Raw genomic sequence first — 14,280 nt, forward strand, 5'->3', positions numbered from 1 at the left:
AGAAGAGGCACAGCCATGCCGAAAGCGCGGGAGACGGCCGTCTACACGCACGGCCATCACGAGTCCGTACTGCGTTCGCACACCTGGCGGACCGCCGAGAACTCGGCTGCCTACCTCCTCGGCTCGCTCAAGCCCCACATGAGGATCCTGGACGTGGGCTGCGGCCCGGGCACCATCACCGCCGACCTGGCCGCCCTGGTGCCCCAGGGGCACGTCACGGGCGTCGACCACGCGGAGGGGATCCTCGGCCGGGCACGGGCCACGGCCGCCGAGCGGGGCCTGACGAACATGGACTTCGCGGTCGCCGACGTCCACGCCCTGCACTACCCCGACGACACGTTCTGCGTGGTCCACGCCCACCAGGTGCTCCAGCACGTCGGCGACCCGGTCCAGGCGCTGCGCGAGATGCGGCGGGTCACGAAACCCGGCGGGACCGTCGCGGTCCGGGACTCGGACTACGCGGCGATGACCTGGTACCCCGAGTCCGCGGGCCTGGACGACTGGCTGGGCCTGTACCGCCGGGTGGCTCGCGCCAACGGCGGTGAACCGGACGCCGGGCGCCGGCTGAAGTCGTGGGCGCTGGCGGCGGGGTTCACGGACGTCACGGCCACGTCCAGCACCTGGACGTTCGCCACCCCCGAGGAACGGGCGTGGTGGAGCGGGCTGTGGGCCGACCGCACGCTCGCGTCCGAGTACGCGCGGCGGGCCACCGAGGGCGGACACGCGACCGAGGAGCAGCTGCGGGCCGTGTCACGGGCGTGGCGGGAGTGGGGAGAGCGCGAGGACGCCTGGTTCGGCGTCCTGCACGCGGAGATCCTGTGCCGTAAGTAGCCTCCGGGGAAGATCCCCAGAGGTCATTCCCGGGGCAGCAGCGGCCCGAGCGGCCCGAGGTCCAGGTTCAGGTCCTCGGGCCGCAGACCGTAGCGCTCGCGCAGCTCGGTCATGCGGTCGTCGAGCAGCATCAGGGTGAGCCCGATCCGCTCCTCCTGCTCCTCGGACAGGTCGCCGGAGTCGAACCGGCGCAGCGCCTGCCGTTCCATCAGCTGGCGCAGCAACTCCACGACGGTGAGGACGAGTTTGACAAGGTCGCGCTCCACCGTGTCGGGTTCGAGGTCCAGTCGGTTGGGGCGTTCGGTCATGTCAACTCCCCCCACGGTGAGGGAACCTGCTCGTTCACCGAGCTGATCAGCGCGTTCAGGTCGATGCGGACGAGATCGACGTCCGCGATGCGCAGCGTGATGTCCCCCTTGATGACGACGCCGCCGGCCAGCAGCCGGTCCAGCAGGTCGACGAGGGCGATCTCACGGCGTTCGACGACGGTCACTCCTGTACGCCTTCCTCCGTGAGTTCTCCGGCGAACGAGTACGCGGCCCAAGGACCGGTGAGTTCCACGCGCACCCCGGAGAGGTCGGCCCTCGTGTCGTCCTTGGTGCGGTCCACGAGTTCCACGAATTCCTCGGAATCCCGCCTCGGTACCAGGTATGCGGCGTTCAGCACGTTCCGTCCGGCGGCCCCGGAGAGGGCGGCGTTCTGCGGTGCGTGCAGCTTGGCGGCCTCGGCGTACCCGGACAGCGTCTCGTGCAGGCGGGTCGCGAACTCCTCCGCCTTCTGCCACATGTCCTCGTGCGCCCGGGCCCGCTGCCTGCGCTGGCGCAGGTAGTCCCGGCCCGAGGCGGCCTTCCCGGCCGGCTGCTCGGGCTGTTCGGACTCCGGCTCCGCGTACACCTTGACGCCCCACTCGACGCGCCCCTCCAGCCGGTCGAGGGTGCGCCGGAACTCCTCCTCGCGCGCCTCGATCATCACGCGGACACCGCTGTCGTCACGGAAGACGGTGCCGAGCCGCAGCGGAAGCGGCGTGGTGACGACGGTGAGCGCGTCGATCACGCCCTGGTGGGCCCTGGCCGTCGCGGACAGCCAGTCGAGGTCCTCCAGATGGGCGTGGAGCGGCTCCTCCGCGAAGTCGTACTCCGGCACATGGCTGACCACGGCGATCAGTCCGTGATGGGGAAGCAGCTTGGCGGGGGCGCCGGCCACACCCGTCAGTTCCGCCTGGAGCGGCGCGCCGAGGGGGCGGCAGACGGCGTACACGTACCGCAGTCCCGTCATGGGGCCTCCTTCTTGTCCGCCTTCTCGGACCTCTGGGTCTTCTCGGACCCCTCGGGCCTCTCGGCCCTCTCGATCCTCTCGGCCCGCTCGGTGCGGCCGGTCTCCAGCTGGTCCAGCCGGGCGAGCCGTTCACGCAGTTCGGCGTTCTCCCGGGCGAGTTCGTCGCGCCGGGCGCGGGAGGACAACGCGGGGTCGTCCTCCCACCAGTCGATGCCCATTTCCTTCGCCTTGTCGACGGAGGCCACGATGAGTCGGAGCTTGATGGTGAGGAGTTCGATGTCGAGCAGGTTGATGCGGATGTCACCAGCGATGACGATCCCCTTGTCGAGCACGCGCTCCAGGATGTCGGCGAGGTTGGCGCTGCTGCTCGGGCCGTAGGGATCGGGCATTCTGCTGGGTACGCTCATCGCCGGCCCCCGGCTTCGGCGTACTCGTCCTCATCCTCGGACTCGTACTCGCCCTCCGGCTCGCCCTCTTCTTCCTCTTCTTCCTCCTCCGGCTCCTCTTCCTCGTCGTACTCCTCGCTCTCGTCCTCGGCGGAGGGGCCTTCCTCTTCCTCGTCCTCGCTCTCGTAGCCCTCCTCGTCCTCTTCCGGCGCCTCCTCGTCCCGCGCCTCCGAGTCCTCCTGCTCCTCCTGCTCCTCCTCCTCGAGGGCGTCCTCGTGGCTCGTGACGACCTCGCCGTCGCGGATCTCGCCGCGCCAGCCGTCCTCCGCCTCGCCCTTGAGCGTGATGTGGCGGGCGAAGTGCTTCAGGTCGAGCCGGGCCCGGCGGCCCTGGGCGCGCCAGATGTTGCCGGTCTTCTCGAAGAAGCCGGAGGGGTAGTACTCGATCACCAGCAGGACGCGGGTGAGGTGGTCGGCGATCCGGTGGAAGGAGACCACGCCGCGGGTGGTGCCCTTGGCTCCCTCCGACGTCCAGGCGATCCGGTCGTCCGGGATCTGGTCGGTGGTGTGGCCCTTCCAGCTGCGGCTGGACCAGAGCACCTTGAGGTTCCAGTCGGAGTCGACGTCGTCGGCGCGGCTCACGCTCTTGACGCCCTTGGCGAAGGTGCTGAAGTCCTGGAACTGGGTCCACTGGTCGTAGGCGGTGCGCAGGTCCACACCGACGTCGACGGACTCCATGATGACGGTCGGCTTCTGGCCTCCGCCGCCCTTCTTCTTGCCCTTGCCGCCGCCCCCGAGATCCTTGAGCGCGCCCATCGCCTTGTCCTTCATGTGGGAGGCGCCGGTTTCCAACGCGCCGCGCAGGGGACCCTTGCCCTCCGCGAGCTTGCGCCCGCCGTCGAGGGCGAGCTTGGCGAAGCCGGGGCTCTTGCCCTCGGCGATGTCGTTGAGCTTGCCCGTGGTCTGGCCGAGTTTGCGGCCGGCGCCGACCAGCACCCGCTGTGCCTGGGCCGCGAGGTACTCCTGCAGCTCGGCCTTGAGCCGGTCGGCGGCCTCGCTCTGGGCGAGGCCGGTGAGCGGGTTGTTCGTCGCCTTGCCGGTCGCCTTGCCTGCCCCGTTCTGTGCGCTTCCGAGGGTCTCGGTCATCATTCACCGCCGCCCTTCGGCAGTCGGCCGCCGGCCCGGCGGGCTCCGCCGCGTGCCGCCGCCGGCTTCCTGCCGGCTGTCTTCTTCGCGGCGGTCTTGGCCGTCGCCTTTTTGGCCGGGGCCTTGCCCGCCGCCGTCTTCTTCGCGGGTGCCTTCTTGGTGGGCGCCTTCTTGGCTGTCTTCTTCACCGCCTGTTTGCGCGGCGGCTCAGGCTCCTCCTCGGCCTCCTCACGGGGTTCCTCCTCCTCACCGGTCTCGTCCTCCTCCGCGGAGGCTTCCTCCTCGGCGCTCTCGTCCTCCTCGGCGCCCTCGTCCTCGGCGCTCTCGTCCTCGGCCGTCGCCTCCTCCGGCTCCTCATCGCCCTCCGCGTCCGACTCGCCCGGCACCACGCCCGCCAGCTGGTCGCGGACCTGGTCGGTACGGCCGTGCAGCCGGTCGGCCAGCGAGTTCATCTGGCGTTCGACCATGGCACCCGAGGCCGCCTTGCCTACCCCGCTCAGGTCCTGGCGCAGCTGGTCGCCGATCTCCTTGAACTGCGGGTTGTTCTGCAGTTGCTCGGAGAGCAGGCTCGCGATCCCCTTCGGGGTCAGGTTCATCTTCTTGCCGGCCACGAGGGAACCCACCGCCATGGCGAATTTCATCTTCTTGGTACGTCCGAGGACGTATCCGGCCCCTATCGCCAGGCCCAGTCCCATTCTGTTCATCGTGCTGTCCCCTCGCCTGTTCCGGTACTCCCGCCCATGCCGGTCTCCAGCCGGTCGAGGAGCTCGTCCTCCTGGCGGTCGAACTCGTCCTCGTCGATCTCGCCTGCCTCCAACCGCTCTTCCAGCCGGCGGAGTTCAGCCCGGACCGTGGCGGGGTCGTAGTAGATCCGTTCCGCCTCGTTCAGTACCTGTCTGATCGCCCACGCGCTGCCACGTACCGGTGCGAACGGCAGCAGCAGCACCTCCGAGATGAGTCCCACGGCTCATCACTCCTCCGCGGTGTCGGTGCCCGCCGTGCTGCCCGCGGGCTCGGCGGGGCCGGGCTCGACGAAGCTGTACGGCGGCAGCGGGCCGTTGACCCGCACGTCGAGGTGGGGGTGGCCCTTGCGGAGCTGCTCCACCGCGGCGAGGAAGTTCTCGGACGAGTCGCGGTCCACCAGGAAGGACACGTTGGCGAGCCAGCCCGTGGACTCGGGGCCGACGCTCACCGCGGCGGCGGTCGGCTCCAGGGTGTGCTGCACGTCGACCGCGTCCTCGGATTCCCGGGCCTTGACGGCGTTCGCCACCATCTCGCCGAGCTGCAGCCGCTGCTCGTAGGTGCCACCGCCCGCCTCGCGGTTGGCCTCCGCCAGAGCCCGCAGCTCCGGGCTCTCGGACATCACGCGGTGCAGCACGGCCTGCTCGTCGTGCGTGGCCTTGACGTTGTACTCGACCTTGCCGTCCAACGTGCGCAGGCGCTCCAGGTAGTGCTCGGCGCGTTCGGCGAGGACCCCACTGATGGTGTCGTCGTCCGGGGCGACGCTGCCGAACCGCATGGGCAGCACACAGCCGCCCCCGCCCGCCTCGGCGAGCACGCTCTGATGGGCGAGCAGTTCCCTGCGCTTGGGCCGCAGGTCCTCGGGGGCGTCGCTGACGACGGCCGCCAGCTCGCCCTCCTTCAGGATGCGTACCGGGCGCGGCGGTTGGCCGACTCCGCCCATGTCCTCGGGCAACGAGGGGTGGGAGGCGGCCGTGATGCCGTAGACGTACGTACTCACTCCTCTTCCTCCTTCCGGCGGGACGCCGTGGACTTCCGGGGACGAGGCCTGGACTCCGACCGGGACTCCGTCTGGCCCTCCTCACGTGCCTGCTTGAAGGCACCGGATATCGTCTCGGCGGCGCCGGACAGCGCCCCCTTGGACTTGCCACGCGCGCCGGACTCGGTGATCTCGCCGACGAGGTCGGGCAGGCCGGGGTCCTTGCGCGGACCGGCCTCCAGGTCGAGGCGGTTGCACGCCTCGGCGAAGCGCAGGTAGGTGTCCACGCTGGCCACCACGACCCGTACGTCGATCTTCAGGATCTCGATGCCGACCAGCGACACGCGCACGAACGCGTCGATCACGAGCCCCCTGTCGAGAACGAGCTCCAGTACGTCGTAGAGACCGCTACTGCCGCCTCCGCCGCCGGTCTGCTGTGCCGGGACAACGGTCATGCCGACCCTGCCTCCTTGTCCGTGGATTCGTGAACGGTTGGTGTCGCGGGCGGGCGGCCTAGCGGCCGCCGGGGCGATGTGCGTCTGCCCGCCCGCGTTCGTAGCGGCGAACGCGCCGGTAACCGGTGAGCTGTCCGGCGCCGTCGAGTTCGACCTGGTAGCTGGCCATCAGGCTCATCGTGTCGGGGACACGCTCCAGCTCCAGGACCTCGACCTCCAGCGACCAGCCGTCCTCCGTCTGCTCGAAGGACGAGACGCTCTCGGCGGCCATGCCGGTCAGCTCCTCGAGCTGGCCGCGCGCGTTGCGCAGCACCTCCATGGGGCTGGGCCGGTCGTCCGCCACGTTGCCGTCCTTACTGTCGTGACTGTCGTGATGCTGTCTGTCGTGAGGCCGTGCAGCTTGTGACTGCGATGTGTTCTTTGTGTTCGACATGGCCACCTCTTCCTTCGGGTGGCCGCTTGGGCATTGGCCAAACATCCAGAAGGGCATGGGTCAGGACGGGAGGTGGTCGACGGCCACCTCCCGTCCGGTAGGTGGTTCAGCCACGCAACTTGTCAAGCCTGCGGCGCGCCGGTCCCAGGGCCCGGCCGGCCCGCAGCACGTCGGCCCAGGGCTTGCGGCGGGCCTGATCGACAGCGTCGGCGATGGTCCAGCGGCGGGCGTCGAGGTCCGGGGCGTCCAGCTGGGACCAGGCGATGGGGGTGGCGACGGGCGCGCCGGGCCGGGCCCGCACCGTGAAGGGCGCGACCGCCGTCTGCGCGTAGCCGTTGCGCTGCACGTCGAGGTAGAGCCGCTCGCCGCGCTCCTTCTTGCGGGCGGCCGTGGTGAGCCGGTCGGGGTGGGCGGCGGCGAGCGTGTCGGCCGTGTCCCGGGCGAACGCGCGCACCTCGTCGAAGTCGTGGCGGCCGTCGAGGGGCACGACGATGTGCAGCCCGCGCGAGCCGGTGGTCATCGGCGCGGAGGGCAGTTCCAGCTCGTCGAGCAGCGCGTGCAGCAGCCGGGCCGCCTCCCGCACCGCGGGGAAGTCGTCCCCGGCGGGGTCGAGGTCGAAGACCATGCGGTCCGGCCGGTCGAGGCTGTCGACGCGGGACAGCCAGCGGTGCAGGGTGAGGCCGGCCTGGTCGGCGAGGTGGACGAGGGTGGCGGTGTCGTCGCAGACGGTGTGACAGACCGTGCCGCCCTCCTTGGCCACCTCGACGCGGGTGATCCACTCCGGGTAGCTCTCCGGGGTGTTCTTCTGCATGAATCCGGGGCCGTCGATGCCGTCCGGGTGCCGCTCCACCATCAGCGGGCGGCCCCGCAGGTGCGGCAGCATGAACGGGGCGACGGCCCGGTGGTAGTCGACGAGATCGCCCTTGGTGTACTCCTTGGTGCACCCGCCGCCGGGGAAGAGCACCTTGTCGGGCCGGTGCACCCGCACCGAGCGCCGCCCGGCCCGTACGGTCCGCGAGTCGTCGCTCACGACACGATCGCCTGCTCCACCAGGAGCCGGGCGGCCGCCGCGATCGACTCGGCGTCGATGCCCGCCGCGTGCAGCTGCTCGTCCGGGGACGCCGAGCCCGGCATCGTACGGACGGCGAGCCGTACCAGGCGCGGTACGGGGCGTCCGTCGAGGAAGGCGTCGAGAACAGCGTCTCCGAGCCCGCCCTCCTCGTGGTGGTCCTCCACCGTGAGCAGGCAGCCCGTGTCCTCGGCCGCCTGGCGCAGGGTGGCCCGGTCGACCGGCTTGACCGAGTACAGGTCGACGACCCGGACGCGGATGCCCTCGCGCTCCAGCGTGTCGGCGGCGGCCAGCGCCTCGTGGAGCGTGACGCCCGCGGCGACCACGGTCAGCCGGTCCTCGTCGGAGGAGCGCAGCACCTTGCTGCCGCCGACCGGGAACTCCTCGTCGGGGCCGTAGATCACCGGGCTCTCACCGCGGGAGGTCCGCAGATAGCGGATGCCGTCCAGGTCGGCCATCGCCTCGACCAGACGCGCGGTCTGGTTGGCGTCGCACGGGTACAGCACGGTCGAGCCGTGCACCGCGCGGAACATCGCCAGGTCCTCCAGGCCCATCTGCGAGGGCCCGTCCTGTCCGATGGCGACACCCGCGTGGGAGCCGACCAGGTTGATGCCGGCACCGCTGATCGAGGCCATGCGCACGAAGTCGTACGCGCGCGTCAGGAACGCCGCGAACGTCGAGGCATACGGCACCCAGCCGCGCGTCGACAGCCCCACCGCGGTGGCGACGAGCTGCTGCTCGGCGATGTAGCACTCGAAGTAGCGCTCTGGGTGCTCCTTGGCGAAGAACTCCGCGCGGGTGGAGTCGCCGACCTCACCGTCCAGGGCGACGACGTCGCCGCGTCCGCTGCCGAGAGCGGCGAGCGCCTGGCCGAAGGCGTCGCGGGTGGCGACGCCCTTCTCGGAGTCCCCCTGGTCGAAGCGGGGCAGTTCCACGTGCCCGGCGCTCACCGCGTGCAGCAGGCGGGCGGCCGGCGGCTCCTGCACCTCGACGCGGATGTCGCGGACCCCGCCGAGCTCCTCGATGGCATCGTCGGCGTTCTTCAGCGGCTTGCCGTGCAGGCCCTCGCGGTCCTCGGTGTCGGCCACGCCCTTGCCCTTGAGTGTGCGGGCGAGGATGGCGGTCGGCTGGCCCTTGGTGGAGGCGGCCTCGCCGTAGGCGCGGTCGACGGCGTCCACGTCGTGGCCGTCGATCTCGACGGTGTGCCAGCCGAACGCCTGGAAGCGGCGCGCATAGGCGTCGAGGTCGTGGCCGTGCCGGGTCGGGCCCCGCTGGCCGAGCCGGTTCACGTCGACGATCACGGTGAGGTTGTCGAGGTGCTCGTGGCCCGCGTGCTCGGCGGCCTCCCAGACGGAGCCCTCGGCGAGCTCGCTGTCACCGCACAGCACCCACACCCGGTACTCGGTCCGGTCCAGCCGCTTGCCGGCCAGCGCGATACCGACCCCGACGGGCAGCCCCTGGCCGAGCGAGCCGGTGGCCGTCTCCACCCACGGCAGCCGCTGGGGCGTGGGGTGCCCCTCCAGACGGCTGCCGAGCTTGCGGTACGTGGTCAGCAGCTCGTCCTCGTCGATGGCTCCGGCCGCCTTGTAGGCGGAGTACAGCAACGGCGAGGCGTGGCCCTTGGACAGGACGAAGCGGTCGTTGGCGGGGTGGGCGGGGCGGTCGAAGTCGTAGCGGAAGTGGTTGGCGAGCAGTACGGCCATCAGGTCCGCGGCGGACATCGAGGAGGTCGGATGCCCCGAGCCGGCGGCGGCCGCGGCCCGGACGCTGTCCACGCGCAGCTGCTGGCCGAGTTCGACGAGTTCACCGGTGTTCATGAGTCTCCTTCCGCTTGCGCGGGGGTGTCGTTTCGCTTCACTGGCCCCGGGGCGGGCTGCTCCTGGGCGGACTCGGGGCCGGGCTGGTTCTTCGCGGGCTCGCCGCCGGGCTGGTTCTTCGCCGGCTCGCCGCCGGGCTGATTCCTCGCGGGCTCGCCGCCGGGCTGGTTCTTCCCCGGCTCGCCGCCGCGCTGATTCCTCGCGGGCTCGCCGTCCGGCTGCGCCTTCGCGGGCTCACCGTTGTCGTCCGGCGGGTGCGTGTCTGCCTCCGTCGCCGCGCCCGGTCCCGTCCGCGTCTTCCGCTGCCGTTGCTTCGCCTGCTTGCCGTGCTTCTCCTGCTTCTCCTGCTTCTCCTGCTTGCCCTGCTTCTGCGGCTGCTTCCGCGGCTGCTTCCGCTGCTCCTGTCCCTCGCGGCGTTCCCCGCCCTCCGGGCCGCCCGGGACCCGGGCCAGTTCCGGTGAGGACGTGTCCAGGGGGACCGACCAGGACCGTACGAGGCCCAGCTGGACGGCCTGGCGGGGCAGGGCCGCGTCCAGGAGCCAGTCGGCGGCGACCCGGACGCGGTTGCCGGGCATCGCCGCCAGGTGGTAGCCGCGGGTGACCAGGCCGGCCGCCGGACCGGAGAGGGAAACGCCGAGCGGGTTGGCGGCGGCCTTCGCCCCGCCGAGGTCCACGACGAACCCCATGTCGCTGTGGCGGTAGGGCTTCCGCTCCCCCACCCCGAGGGACGCGGCGACGTTGTGGGCGCAGACCTTGCCGTGCCGCCACGCGTGCTGCGCGGTCATCGGCGTGTACTGGCCCGGCCGGCTCAGGTCGGGGACGGCGGCCGCGTCCCCGCACGCGAACACCTCCGGCCGCCCCGGCACCTGGAGGTAGGGGTCGACGAGCAGCCGACCGCGTTCCAGGGGCAGCCCGAGGGACTCGGCGAGCGGATCGGGCCGTACGCCCACGCACCACACCACCGTGCGGGTCGGGACGAACTCGCCGTCGGTCAGCAGCACCCCGTCCGGCGTGGCCTCCTTCACGGAGGTCCCCATCCGCACGTCGACGCCCCGCTGTCGCAGTACCTCGTCGGCGGTGCGCGAGAGCCTCTCGTCCAGCTCCGGCAGCACGCGGGGTGCGATGTCCAGCAGCATCCAGCGCGGCCGCATGCCCTCCCGCAGGGGATGTTTGCGGACCTGCGCGTCGGTGAACAGCTGCCCGTGCGCGGCCACCTCGGTCCCGGTGTAGCCCGCGCCGACCACGACGAAGGTGCACCGCGCGGCGCAGTTCCCCGGGTCGTCGGAGGCGGCCGCGAGCTCCACCTGCCGGGTCACGTGGTCGCGCAGGTACAGCGCCTCGGGCAGCCCGCGGAAGCCGTGCGCGTGCTCGGCGACCCCGGGGATCGGCAGCAGCTTGTTGGCGCTGCCGACGGCGATCACGAGCCGGTCGTACTCCAGCGTGCCCTCGCCGCCCTCGGGGTCGGTGTAGTGCACGCTGCGCGCGTCGAGGTCGATGCCGTCGGCCTCGCCGAGCACCAGCCGTACGCGGGGCAGGGTGCCGGAGATCGACACGGTGACCCGGCGGGGTTCGAGGATGCCGGAGGCCACCTGGGGCAACAGGGGCAGGTACAGGAAGTAGTCCGTCGGGTTGAGCAGGGTGATGTCGGCCTTGCCCCGGGACATCCGCGACAGCGTGCGGGCCGTGCGGTACCCGGCGAAGCCGGCACCGACGATCAGGATGCGGGGTCGACTCACGGTTCGCCTCCGGCGATGGGCGCGTACGAGGGCGTACGGCGTTGGCGCGTACGAGGTTTTCCGCGTCCCCCTGGCCGGGGCGCCCAAACGTCCGCCGGTTTCCGGCCCGGCCGCCGGGTACTCGGTCGGCGTCCCACTGACCCGCCCCGTCGCGGAGGTACCCCCCATGCCCGAATACGGCTACTTCCTGTCCTGCGAGGAGTTCGGCCCCGCGGATCTCGTCGAGCAGGCGAGGATGGCCGAGCAGGCCGGATTCCAGTCGTTGTGGATCTCCGACCACTACCACCCGTGGAACGACGCCCAGGGGCAAAGCCCCTTCGTGTGGTCGGTGATCGGCGCGATCTCGGAGGCGGTGTCACTGCCGATCGAGACGGCGGTCACCTGCCCGACGGTCCGGATCCACCCGGCGGTGGTGGCGCAGGCCGCCGCGACCAGCGCGGTGATGACCAACGGCCGGTTCCGGCTCGGTGTCGGCTCGGGCGAGGCGCTGAACGAGCACATCCTCGGTCATGTGTGGCCGCCGGCGACGGTCCGCCTGGAGATGCTGGAGGAGTCGATCCAGATCATGCGCCGGCTGTTCACCGGCGAGGAGGTCACCCACCACGGCACCCACTACACGGTGGAGAACGCCCGCCTGTACACGGTCCCCGACGAGCCCGTCCCGATCGACATCTCCGGTTTCGGCCCGGCGGCGACCTCGCTCGCGGCCCGCGTCGGCGACGGCTACATCACGATGATGCCCGAGGAGTCGATGGTGGAGCAGTTCCGCAAGGGCGGCGGGGGCACCAAGCCCGTGATCGGCGGCACGAAGGTCTGCTACGGCACCGACCGCGACGAGGCCGTGCGCACCGTCCGGCGCCTGTGGTTCAACCAGTTCCTGCCCGGTGAGATGGGCCAGATCCTGCCCTCGCCGAAGCACTTCGAGCAGCTCGGGCCGCTGGTCACCGAGGAGATGGTGCGCGAGAAGGCGGTGTGCGGGGACGACGTCGACGAGCACGTCGGCGCACTGAACGCCTTCGCCGAGGCGGGCTTCGACCGGGTCTACGTGAACCAGATCGGCCCCGACCAGCGCGCGTTCTTCGACTTCTACCGTACGAAGGTGCTGCCGCAACTCCAGCACGACGACCGCTGAGCACTGAGGCCACCACGGCATGACAGCGGGCCCCGTCCGGGGCCCGCTGCTTCCTTCCGTGCTCTCCGTGCTCTCTTCGGGCCGTGCTCTCTTCGGGCCTTGCTCTCTTCGGGCTCTTCGAGCTAGGTCCGTTGCAACGCCGCCCAGCCGCGACGGCGCAGACCGACGGTCGCCACGGCACCCAGCCCGCCGACGAGCAGCCCCATGCCGACCCTCCCCCGGTTCCGCGAGGCCCACTCCTGCGCGCTCCCGGACGCCGCCTCCCCGTCGAAACGCCCGTGCGCCCCGAAGTCGTGCCCGTGCGGCCCGTCGGCAGGGCTCCACAGGTTGCCGGGCCCTTGGTGGCTTCCCTCGTCCTGCTGCGCGTCGAACCCGGTCCGCCCGAGATACCGGTCCAGGATCCCCGGCATCACCGCGTTGGCGATGAGCGTCGCCGCCGTGGAGCCCCCGACCCAGTACTCCCGCCGCCGCCCGTGCGCGGCGGCGTGCACGATCGCCCGGGCCGCGACCTCCGGCTGGTACACCGGAGCCACCGGCCGCGCCCGGCCCGGCATCCGGTTCAACACCCACTCGAACTGCGGGGTGTTGACCGCCGGCAGCTGCACCATCGTCGTACGGACTCCGCTGCGGCTGTGCAGCAACTCGCAGCGCAGCGACTCGTTGAAGCCCTGGATCGCGTGCTTCGCCCCGCAGTACGCCGACTGCAACGGCACCCCGCGATACGCCAGCGCGGAGCCGACCTGCACGATCGTGCCCTTGTCGCGCGGCAGCATGTGCCGCAGTGCGGCCCTGGTGCCGAAGACGTAGCCCAGGTACGTCACTTCGGTCACCCGGCGGAACTCGTCCGGGTTGATCTCGGTGAACGGCGCGAAGACGCCGGAGAAGGCGTTGTTGACCCACACGTCGATGTGGCCGAACGCGTCGGCCACCTTCTGCGCCGCGTCGTCGACCGCCTTCGCGTCGGACATGTCGACGGTGACGACGAGCGCCTCACCGCCGGCCCGCTCCACCTCGTCGGCAGCGGCGGCGAGGCCCTCGCGTCCCCGGGCCAGCAGGGCGACCCGGTCGCCCCGCGCGGCGAAGGCCAGCGCCGTCGCCCGGCCCACGCCGCCGCTGGCACCGGTCACCACGACGGCCCTGCGCCGCTTCGTCAGTGGTCCCGTCCAGGAGGTGCGCATACGGCATCACGCCCCGTAGGGCCGCGACTCGGGGTTGATGTCGTCCTGACGGGGCGCCGCGGGCCCGGTCGTGCCGGGCAAGCTGCCGGGCGCGCCGGACGGCATCGGCGGGTACGGCATGCCCAGTCCGCTGGGCGGGGCGCCCGGCGGGGTACCGCCGAGGGGACGCCCGTGCCCGGCGGCGTGCTGCGGCGCCGACCGGGAGCCGTGCGGGCGGGCCGCGCCGCGCAGGGCGTAGGCCGCCACGCCGAGTACCACTGCGGTGATCAGCGCGGCCGCCCAGTCCGGCAGGCCGATGGCCAGGGCGAGTCCGACGGCGAGCGCGAGGGCCGCGCCCGCGTACAGGGCGACTGCTCCGGACGCCGCGTACAGCATGGCCTTGCGGCGCTGCCTGCGGGTCTGCTCGCGCAGTTCCTCGCGGATCGTCTCGCGCGCCACCTGTGCCAGTTCGTCGACCAGGTGCTTGTCCAGATGCTCCAGGTGATCCATGCGGTCCATGGCCGCCGGGTACCCGGGGTGACGGTCCCGTAACGCCTGTGAAGAGGAACGCTGCGCCCGGAAACGCCGTAAAGGATCTCCTGCCGGGACGGACCAACTAGGCTTTTCCCATGGACATTCTGGGAGCCACGCTGCGCATCTGCGTCGACGACCTCGAGTCCGCGATCCCCTTCTACGAACGGCTCGTGGGCGGCCAGGCCCTCCGCTTCGAGCGCGGCGGCGTCCAGGTCGCCGCGCTCGGCTTCTTCCTGCTGATGAGCGGCCCCGAGGCCGAGCTGGAGGTGTTGCGCAAGGTCTCCGCGACGATCGCGGTGTCGGACGTGGACGAGGCGCACAAGACCCTCACCGAGCTGGGCGCCGACGTCATCGCGGGCCCGGTTCCCACCCCGGCGGGCCGCAATCTGATCGCCCGCCACCCGGACGGCACGATCTACGAGTACGTCGACAGACGCCGCCCCTGAGGGTGTCCGCCGCCCTCGGGAATGCGCCTCGGTGATCGCCGCCCTGACACGGGCGGCCACGTCGGCGTTCGAGGTCGGAAGGGAGGCCGGGAACGCCACGGCCGAGACGGCTCACCCGGGCCTCCACATGAGCCCGAAAAAAAA

At 71.5% G+C, this 14,280-nt stretch carries 18 protein-coding genes; 3 read left to right on the forward strand and 15 right to left on the reverse strand.

Annotation, left to right across the window (positions count from 1 at the left end; all coding sequences use genetic code 11):
• Positions 1-15: 15 nt before the first annotated feature.
• Entirely contained in the window at positions 16-831 is an 816-nt protein-coding gene (locus IG99_RS14105) for a class I SAM-dependent methyltransferase (protein ID WP_037673677.1), read from the forward strand.
• A gap of 23 nt (positions 832-854) precedes the next feature.
• On the opposite strand, the gene IG99_RS14110 is transcribed toward IG99_RS14105, so the two are convergent.
• From IG99_RS14110 to IG99_RS14170, 13 genes are all read right to left on the reverse strand, one after another.
• A complete protein-coding gene (locus IG99_RS14110; protein ID WP_037673679.1) occupies positions 855-1,139 on the reverse strand; it encodes a gas vesicle protein K in 285 nt (94 codons plus the stop codon).
• Positions 1,136-1,324: a gas vesicle protein gene (locus tag IG99_RS14115; RefSeq protein WP_016431705.1), complete on the reverse strand. Its 189-nt coding sequence runs from the start codon at positions 1,322-1,324 to the stop codon at positions 1,136-1,138. The genes IG99_RS14110 and IG99_RS14115 overlap by 4 nt, the downstream gene beginning before the upstream one ends.
• A complete protein-coding gene (locus IG99_RS14120; protein ID WP_037673682.1) occupies positions 1,321-2,106 on the reverse strand; it encodes a GvpL/GvpF family gas vesicle protein in 786 nt (261 codons plus the stop codon). The genes IG99_RS14115 and IG99_RS14120 overlap by 4 nt, the downstream gene beginning before the upstream one ends.
• Positions 2,103-2,513 carry a gas vesicle protein gene (locus IG99_RS14125; RefSeq protein WP_037673686.1) on the reverse strand — a complete coding sequence of 137 codons (411 nt, stop codon included), beginning with the start codon at positions 2,511-2,513 and terminating at the stop codon, positions 2,103-2,105. The genes IG99_RS14120 and IG99_RS14125 overlap by 4 nt, the downstream gene beginning before the upstream one ends.
• Positions 2,510-3,637, reverse strand: a complete 1,128-nt coding sequence (locus tag IG99_RS14130) for an SRPBCC family protein (RefSeq protein ID WP_037673689.1) — start codon at positions 3,635-3,637, stop codon at positions 2,510-2,512. The genes IG99_RS14125 and IG99_RS14130 overlap by 4 nt, the downstream gene beginning before the upstream one ends.
• Positions 3,637-4,341 carry a hypothetical protein gene (locus IG99_RS14135; protein WP_037673692.1) on the reverse strand — a complete coding sequence of 235 codons (705 nt, stop codon included), beginning with the start codon at positions 4,339-4,341 and terminating at the stop codon, positions 3,637-3,639. Before IG99_RS14135 ends, IG99_RS14130 begins: the two co-directional genes overlap by 1 nt.
• The gene (locus IG99_RS14140; RefSeq protein ID WP_037673695.1) at positions 4,338-4,601 is read right to left on the reverse strand and encodes a gas vesicle protein GvpG; all 264 of its coding nucleotides are present in this window, start codon (positions 4,599-4,601) and stop codon (positions 4,338-4,340) included. The genes IG99_RS14135 and IG99_RS14140 overlap by 4 nt, the downstream gene beginning before the upstream one ends.
• Positions 4,602-4,607: 6 nt before the next feature.
• On the reverse strand, positions 4,608-5,378 hold the full coding sequence (locus IG99_RS14145) for a GvpL/GvpF family gas vesicle protein (protein WP_037673697.1): 771 nt from the start codon (positions 5,376-5,378) through the stop codon (positions 4,608-4,610).
• Positions 5,375-5,812: a gas vesicle structural protein GvpA gene (locus IG99_RS14150; protein WP_037673698.1), complete on the reverse strand. Its 438-nt coding sequence runs from the start codon at positions 5,810-5,812 to the stop codon at positions 5,375-5,377. The genes IG99_RS14145 and IG99_RS14150 overlap by 4 nt, the downstream gene beginning before the upstream one ends.
• Positions 5,813-5,870: 58 nt before the next feature.
• On the reverse strand, positions 5,871-6,245 hold the full coding sequence (locus IG99_RS14155) for a gas vesicle protein GvpO (RefSeq protein WP_078947698.1): 375 nt from the start codon (positions 6,243-6,245) through the stop codon (positions 5,871-5,873).
• Between the two features lie 106 nt (positions 6,246-6,351).
• Positions 6,352-7,275: a non-homologous end-joining DNA ligase gene (ligD, locus tag IG99_RS14160; RefSeq protein ID WP_037673699.1), complete on the reverse strand. Its 924-nt coding sequence runs from the start codon at positions 7,273-7,275 to the stop codon at positions 6,352-6,354.
• Complete coding sequence (locus IG99_RS14165; RefSeq protein WP_037673700.1) at positions 7,272-9,131, reverse strand: transketolase; 1,860 nt, start codon at positions 9,129-9,131, stop codon at positions 7,272-7,274. Before IG99_RS14165 ends, ligD begins: the two co-directional genes overlap by 4 nt.
• Complete coding sequence (locus IG99_RS14170; protein WP_037673702.1) at positions 9,128-10,867, reverse strand: NAD(P)/FAD-dependent oxidoreductase; 1,740 nt, start codon at positions 10,865-10,867, stop codon at positions 9,128-9,130. The genes IG99_RS14165 and IG99_RS14170 overlap by 4 nt, the downstream gene beginning before the upstream one ends.
• Positions 10,868-11,033: 166 nt before the next feature.
• On the opposite strand from IG99_RS14170, the gene IG99_RS14175 reads away from it, so the two are divergent.
• Positions 11,034-11,999, forward strand: coding sequence for an LLM class F420-dependent oxidoreductase (locus tag IG99_RS14175; protein ID WP_037673704.1), 966 nt, complete (start codon positions 11,034-11,036; stop codon positions 11,997-11,999).
• Between the two features lie 122 nt (positions 12,000-12,121).
• Here the strand turns inward: IG99_RS14175 and IG99_RS14180 are convergent, their stop codons facing one another.
• Both IG99_RS14180 and IG99_RS14185 read right to left on the reverse strand, forming a co-directional pair.
• Positions 12,122-13,177, reverse strand: a complete 1,056-nt coding sequence (locus IG99_RS14180) for an SDR family oxidoreductase (RefSeq protein WP_037673705.1) — start codon at positions 13,175-13,177, stop codon at positions 12,122-12,124.
• A 6-nt stretch (positions 13,178-13,183) separates the two neighbouring features.
• The gene (locus IG99_RS14185) at positions 13,184-13,675 is read right to left on the reverse strand and encodes a phage holin family protein (protein WP_037673707.1); all 492 of its coding nucleotides are present in this window, start codon (positions 13,673-13,675) and stop codon (positions 13,184-13,186) included.
• A gap of 110 nt (positions 13,676-13,785) precedes the next feature.
• On the opposite strand from IG99_RS14185, the gene IG99_RS14190 reads away from it, so the two are divergent.
• Entirely contained in the window at positions 13,786-14,136 is a 351-nt protein-coding gene (locus IG99_RS14190; RefSeq protein WP_037673709.1) for a VOC family protein, read from the forward strand.
• The last annotated feature ends 144 nt before the right edge of the window (positions 14,137-14,280 follow it).

This window comes from Streptomyces griseus subsp. griseus, from assembly GCF_000720255.1.
Lineage (GTDB): Bacteria > Actinomycetota > Actinomycetes > Streptomycetales > Streptomycetaceae > Streptomyces > Streptomyces griseus_I.

Coding starts and splice junctions, on each gene's coding strand:
- IG99_RS14165 (WP_037673700.1), bottom strand. CDS start 9,131: ATGAACACCGGTGAACTCGTCGAACTCGGCCAGCAGCTGCGCGTGGAC.
- IG99_RS14180 (WP_037673705.1), bottom strand. CDS start 13,177: ATGCGCACCTCCTGGACGGGACCACTGACGAAGCGGCGCAGGGCCGTC.
- IG99_RS14130 (WP_037673689.1), bottom strand. CDS start 3,637: ATGACCGAGACCCTCGGAAGCGCACAGAACGGGGCAGGCAAGGCGACC.
- IG99_RS14110 (WP_037673679.1), bottom strand. CDS start 1,139: ATGACCGAACGCCCCAACCGACTGGACCTCGAACCCGACACGGTGGAG.
- IG99_RS14105 (WP_037673677.1), top strand. CDS start 16: ATGCCGAAAGCGCGGGAGACGGCCGTCTACACGCACGGCCATCACGAG.
- IG99_RS14125 (WP_037673686.1), bottom strand. CDS start 2,513: ATGAGCGTACCCAGCAGAATGCCCGATCCCTACGGCCCGAGCAGCAGC.
- IG99_RS14190 (WP_037673709.1), top strand. CDS start 13,786: ATGGACATTCTGGGAGCCACGCTGCGCATCTGCGTCGACGACCTCGAG.
- IG99_RS14150 (WP_037673698.1), bottom strand. CDS start 5,812: ATGACCGTTGTCCCGGCACAGCAGACCGGCGGCGGAGGCGGCAGTAGC.
- IG99_RS14135 (WP_037673692.1), bottom strand. CDS start 4,341: ATGAACAGAATGGGACTGGGCCTGGCGATAGGGGCCGGATACGTCCTC.
- IG99_RS14185 (WP_037673707.1), bottom strand. CDS start 13,675: ATGGACCGCATGGATCACCTGGAGCATCTGGACAAGCACCTGGTCGAC.
- IG99_RS14175 (WP_037673704.1), top strand. CDS start 11,034: ATGCCCGAATACGGCTACTTCCTGTCCTGCGAGGAGTTCGGCCCCGCG.
- IG99_RS14120 (WP_037673682.1), bottom strand. CDS start 2,106: ATGACGGGACTGCGGTACGTGTACGCCGTCTGCCGCCCCCTCGGCGCG.
- IG99_RS14155 (WP_078947698.1), bottom strand. CDS start 6,245: ATGTCGAACACAAAGAACACATCGCAGTCACAAGCTGCACGGCCTCAC.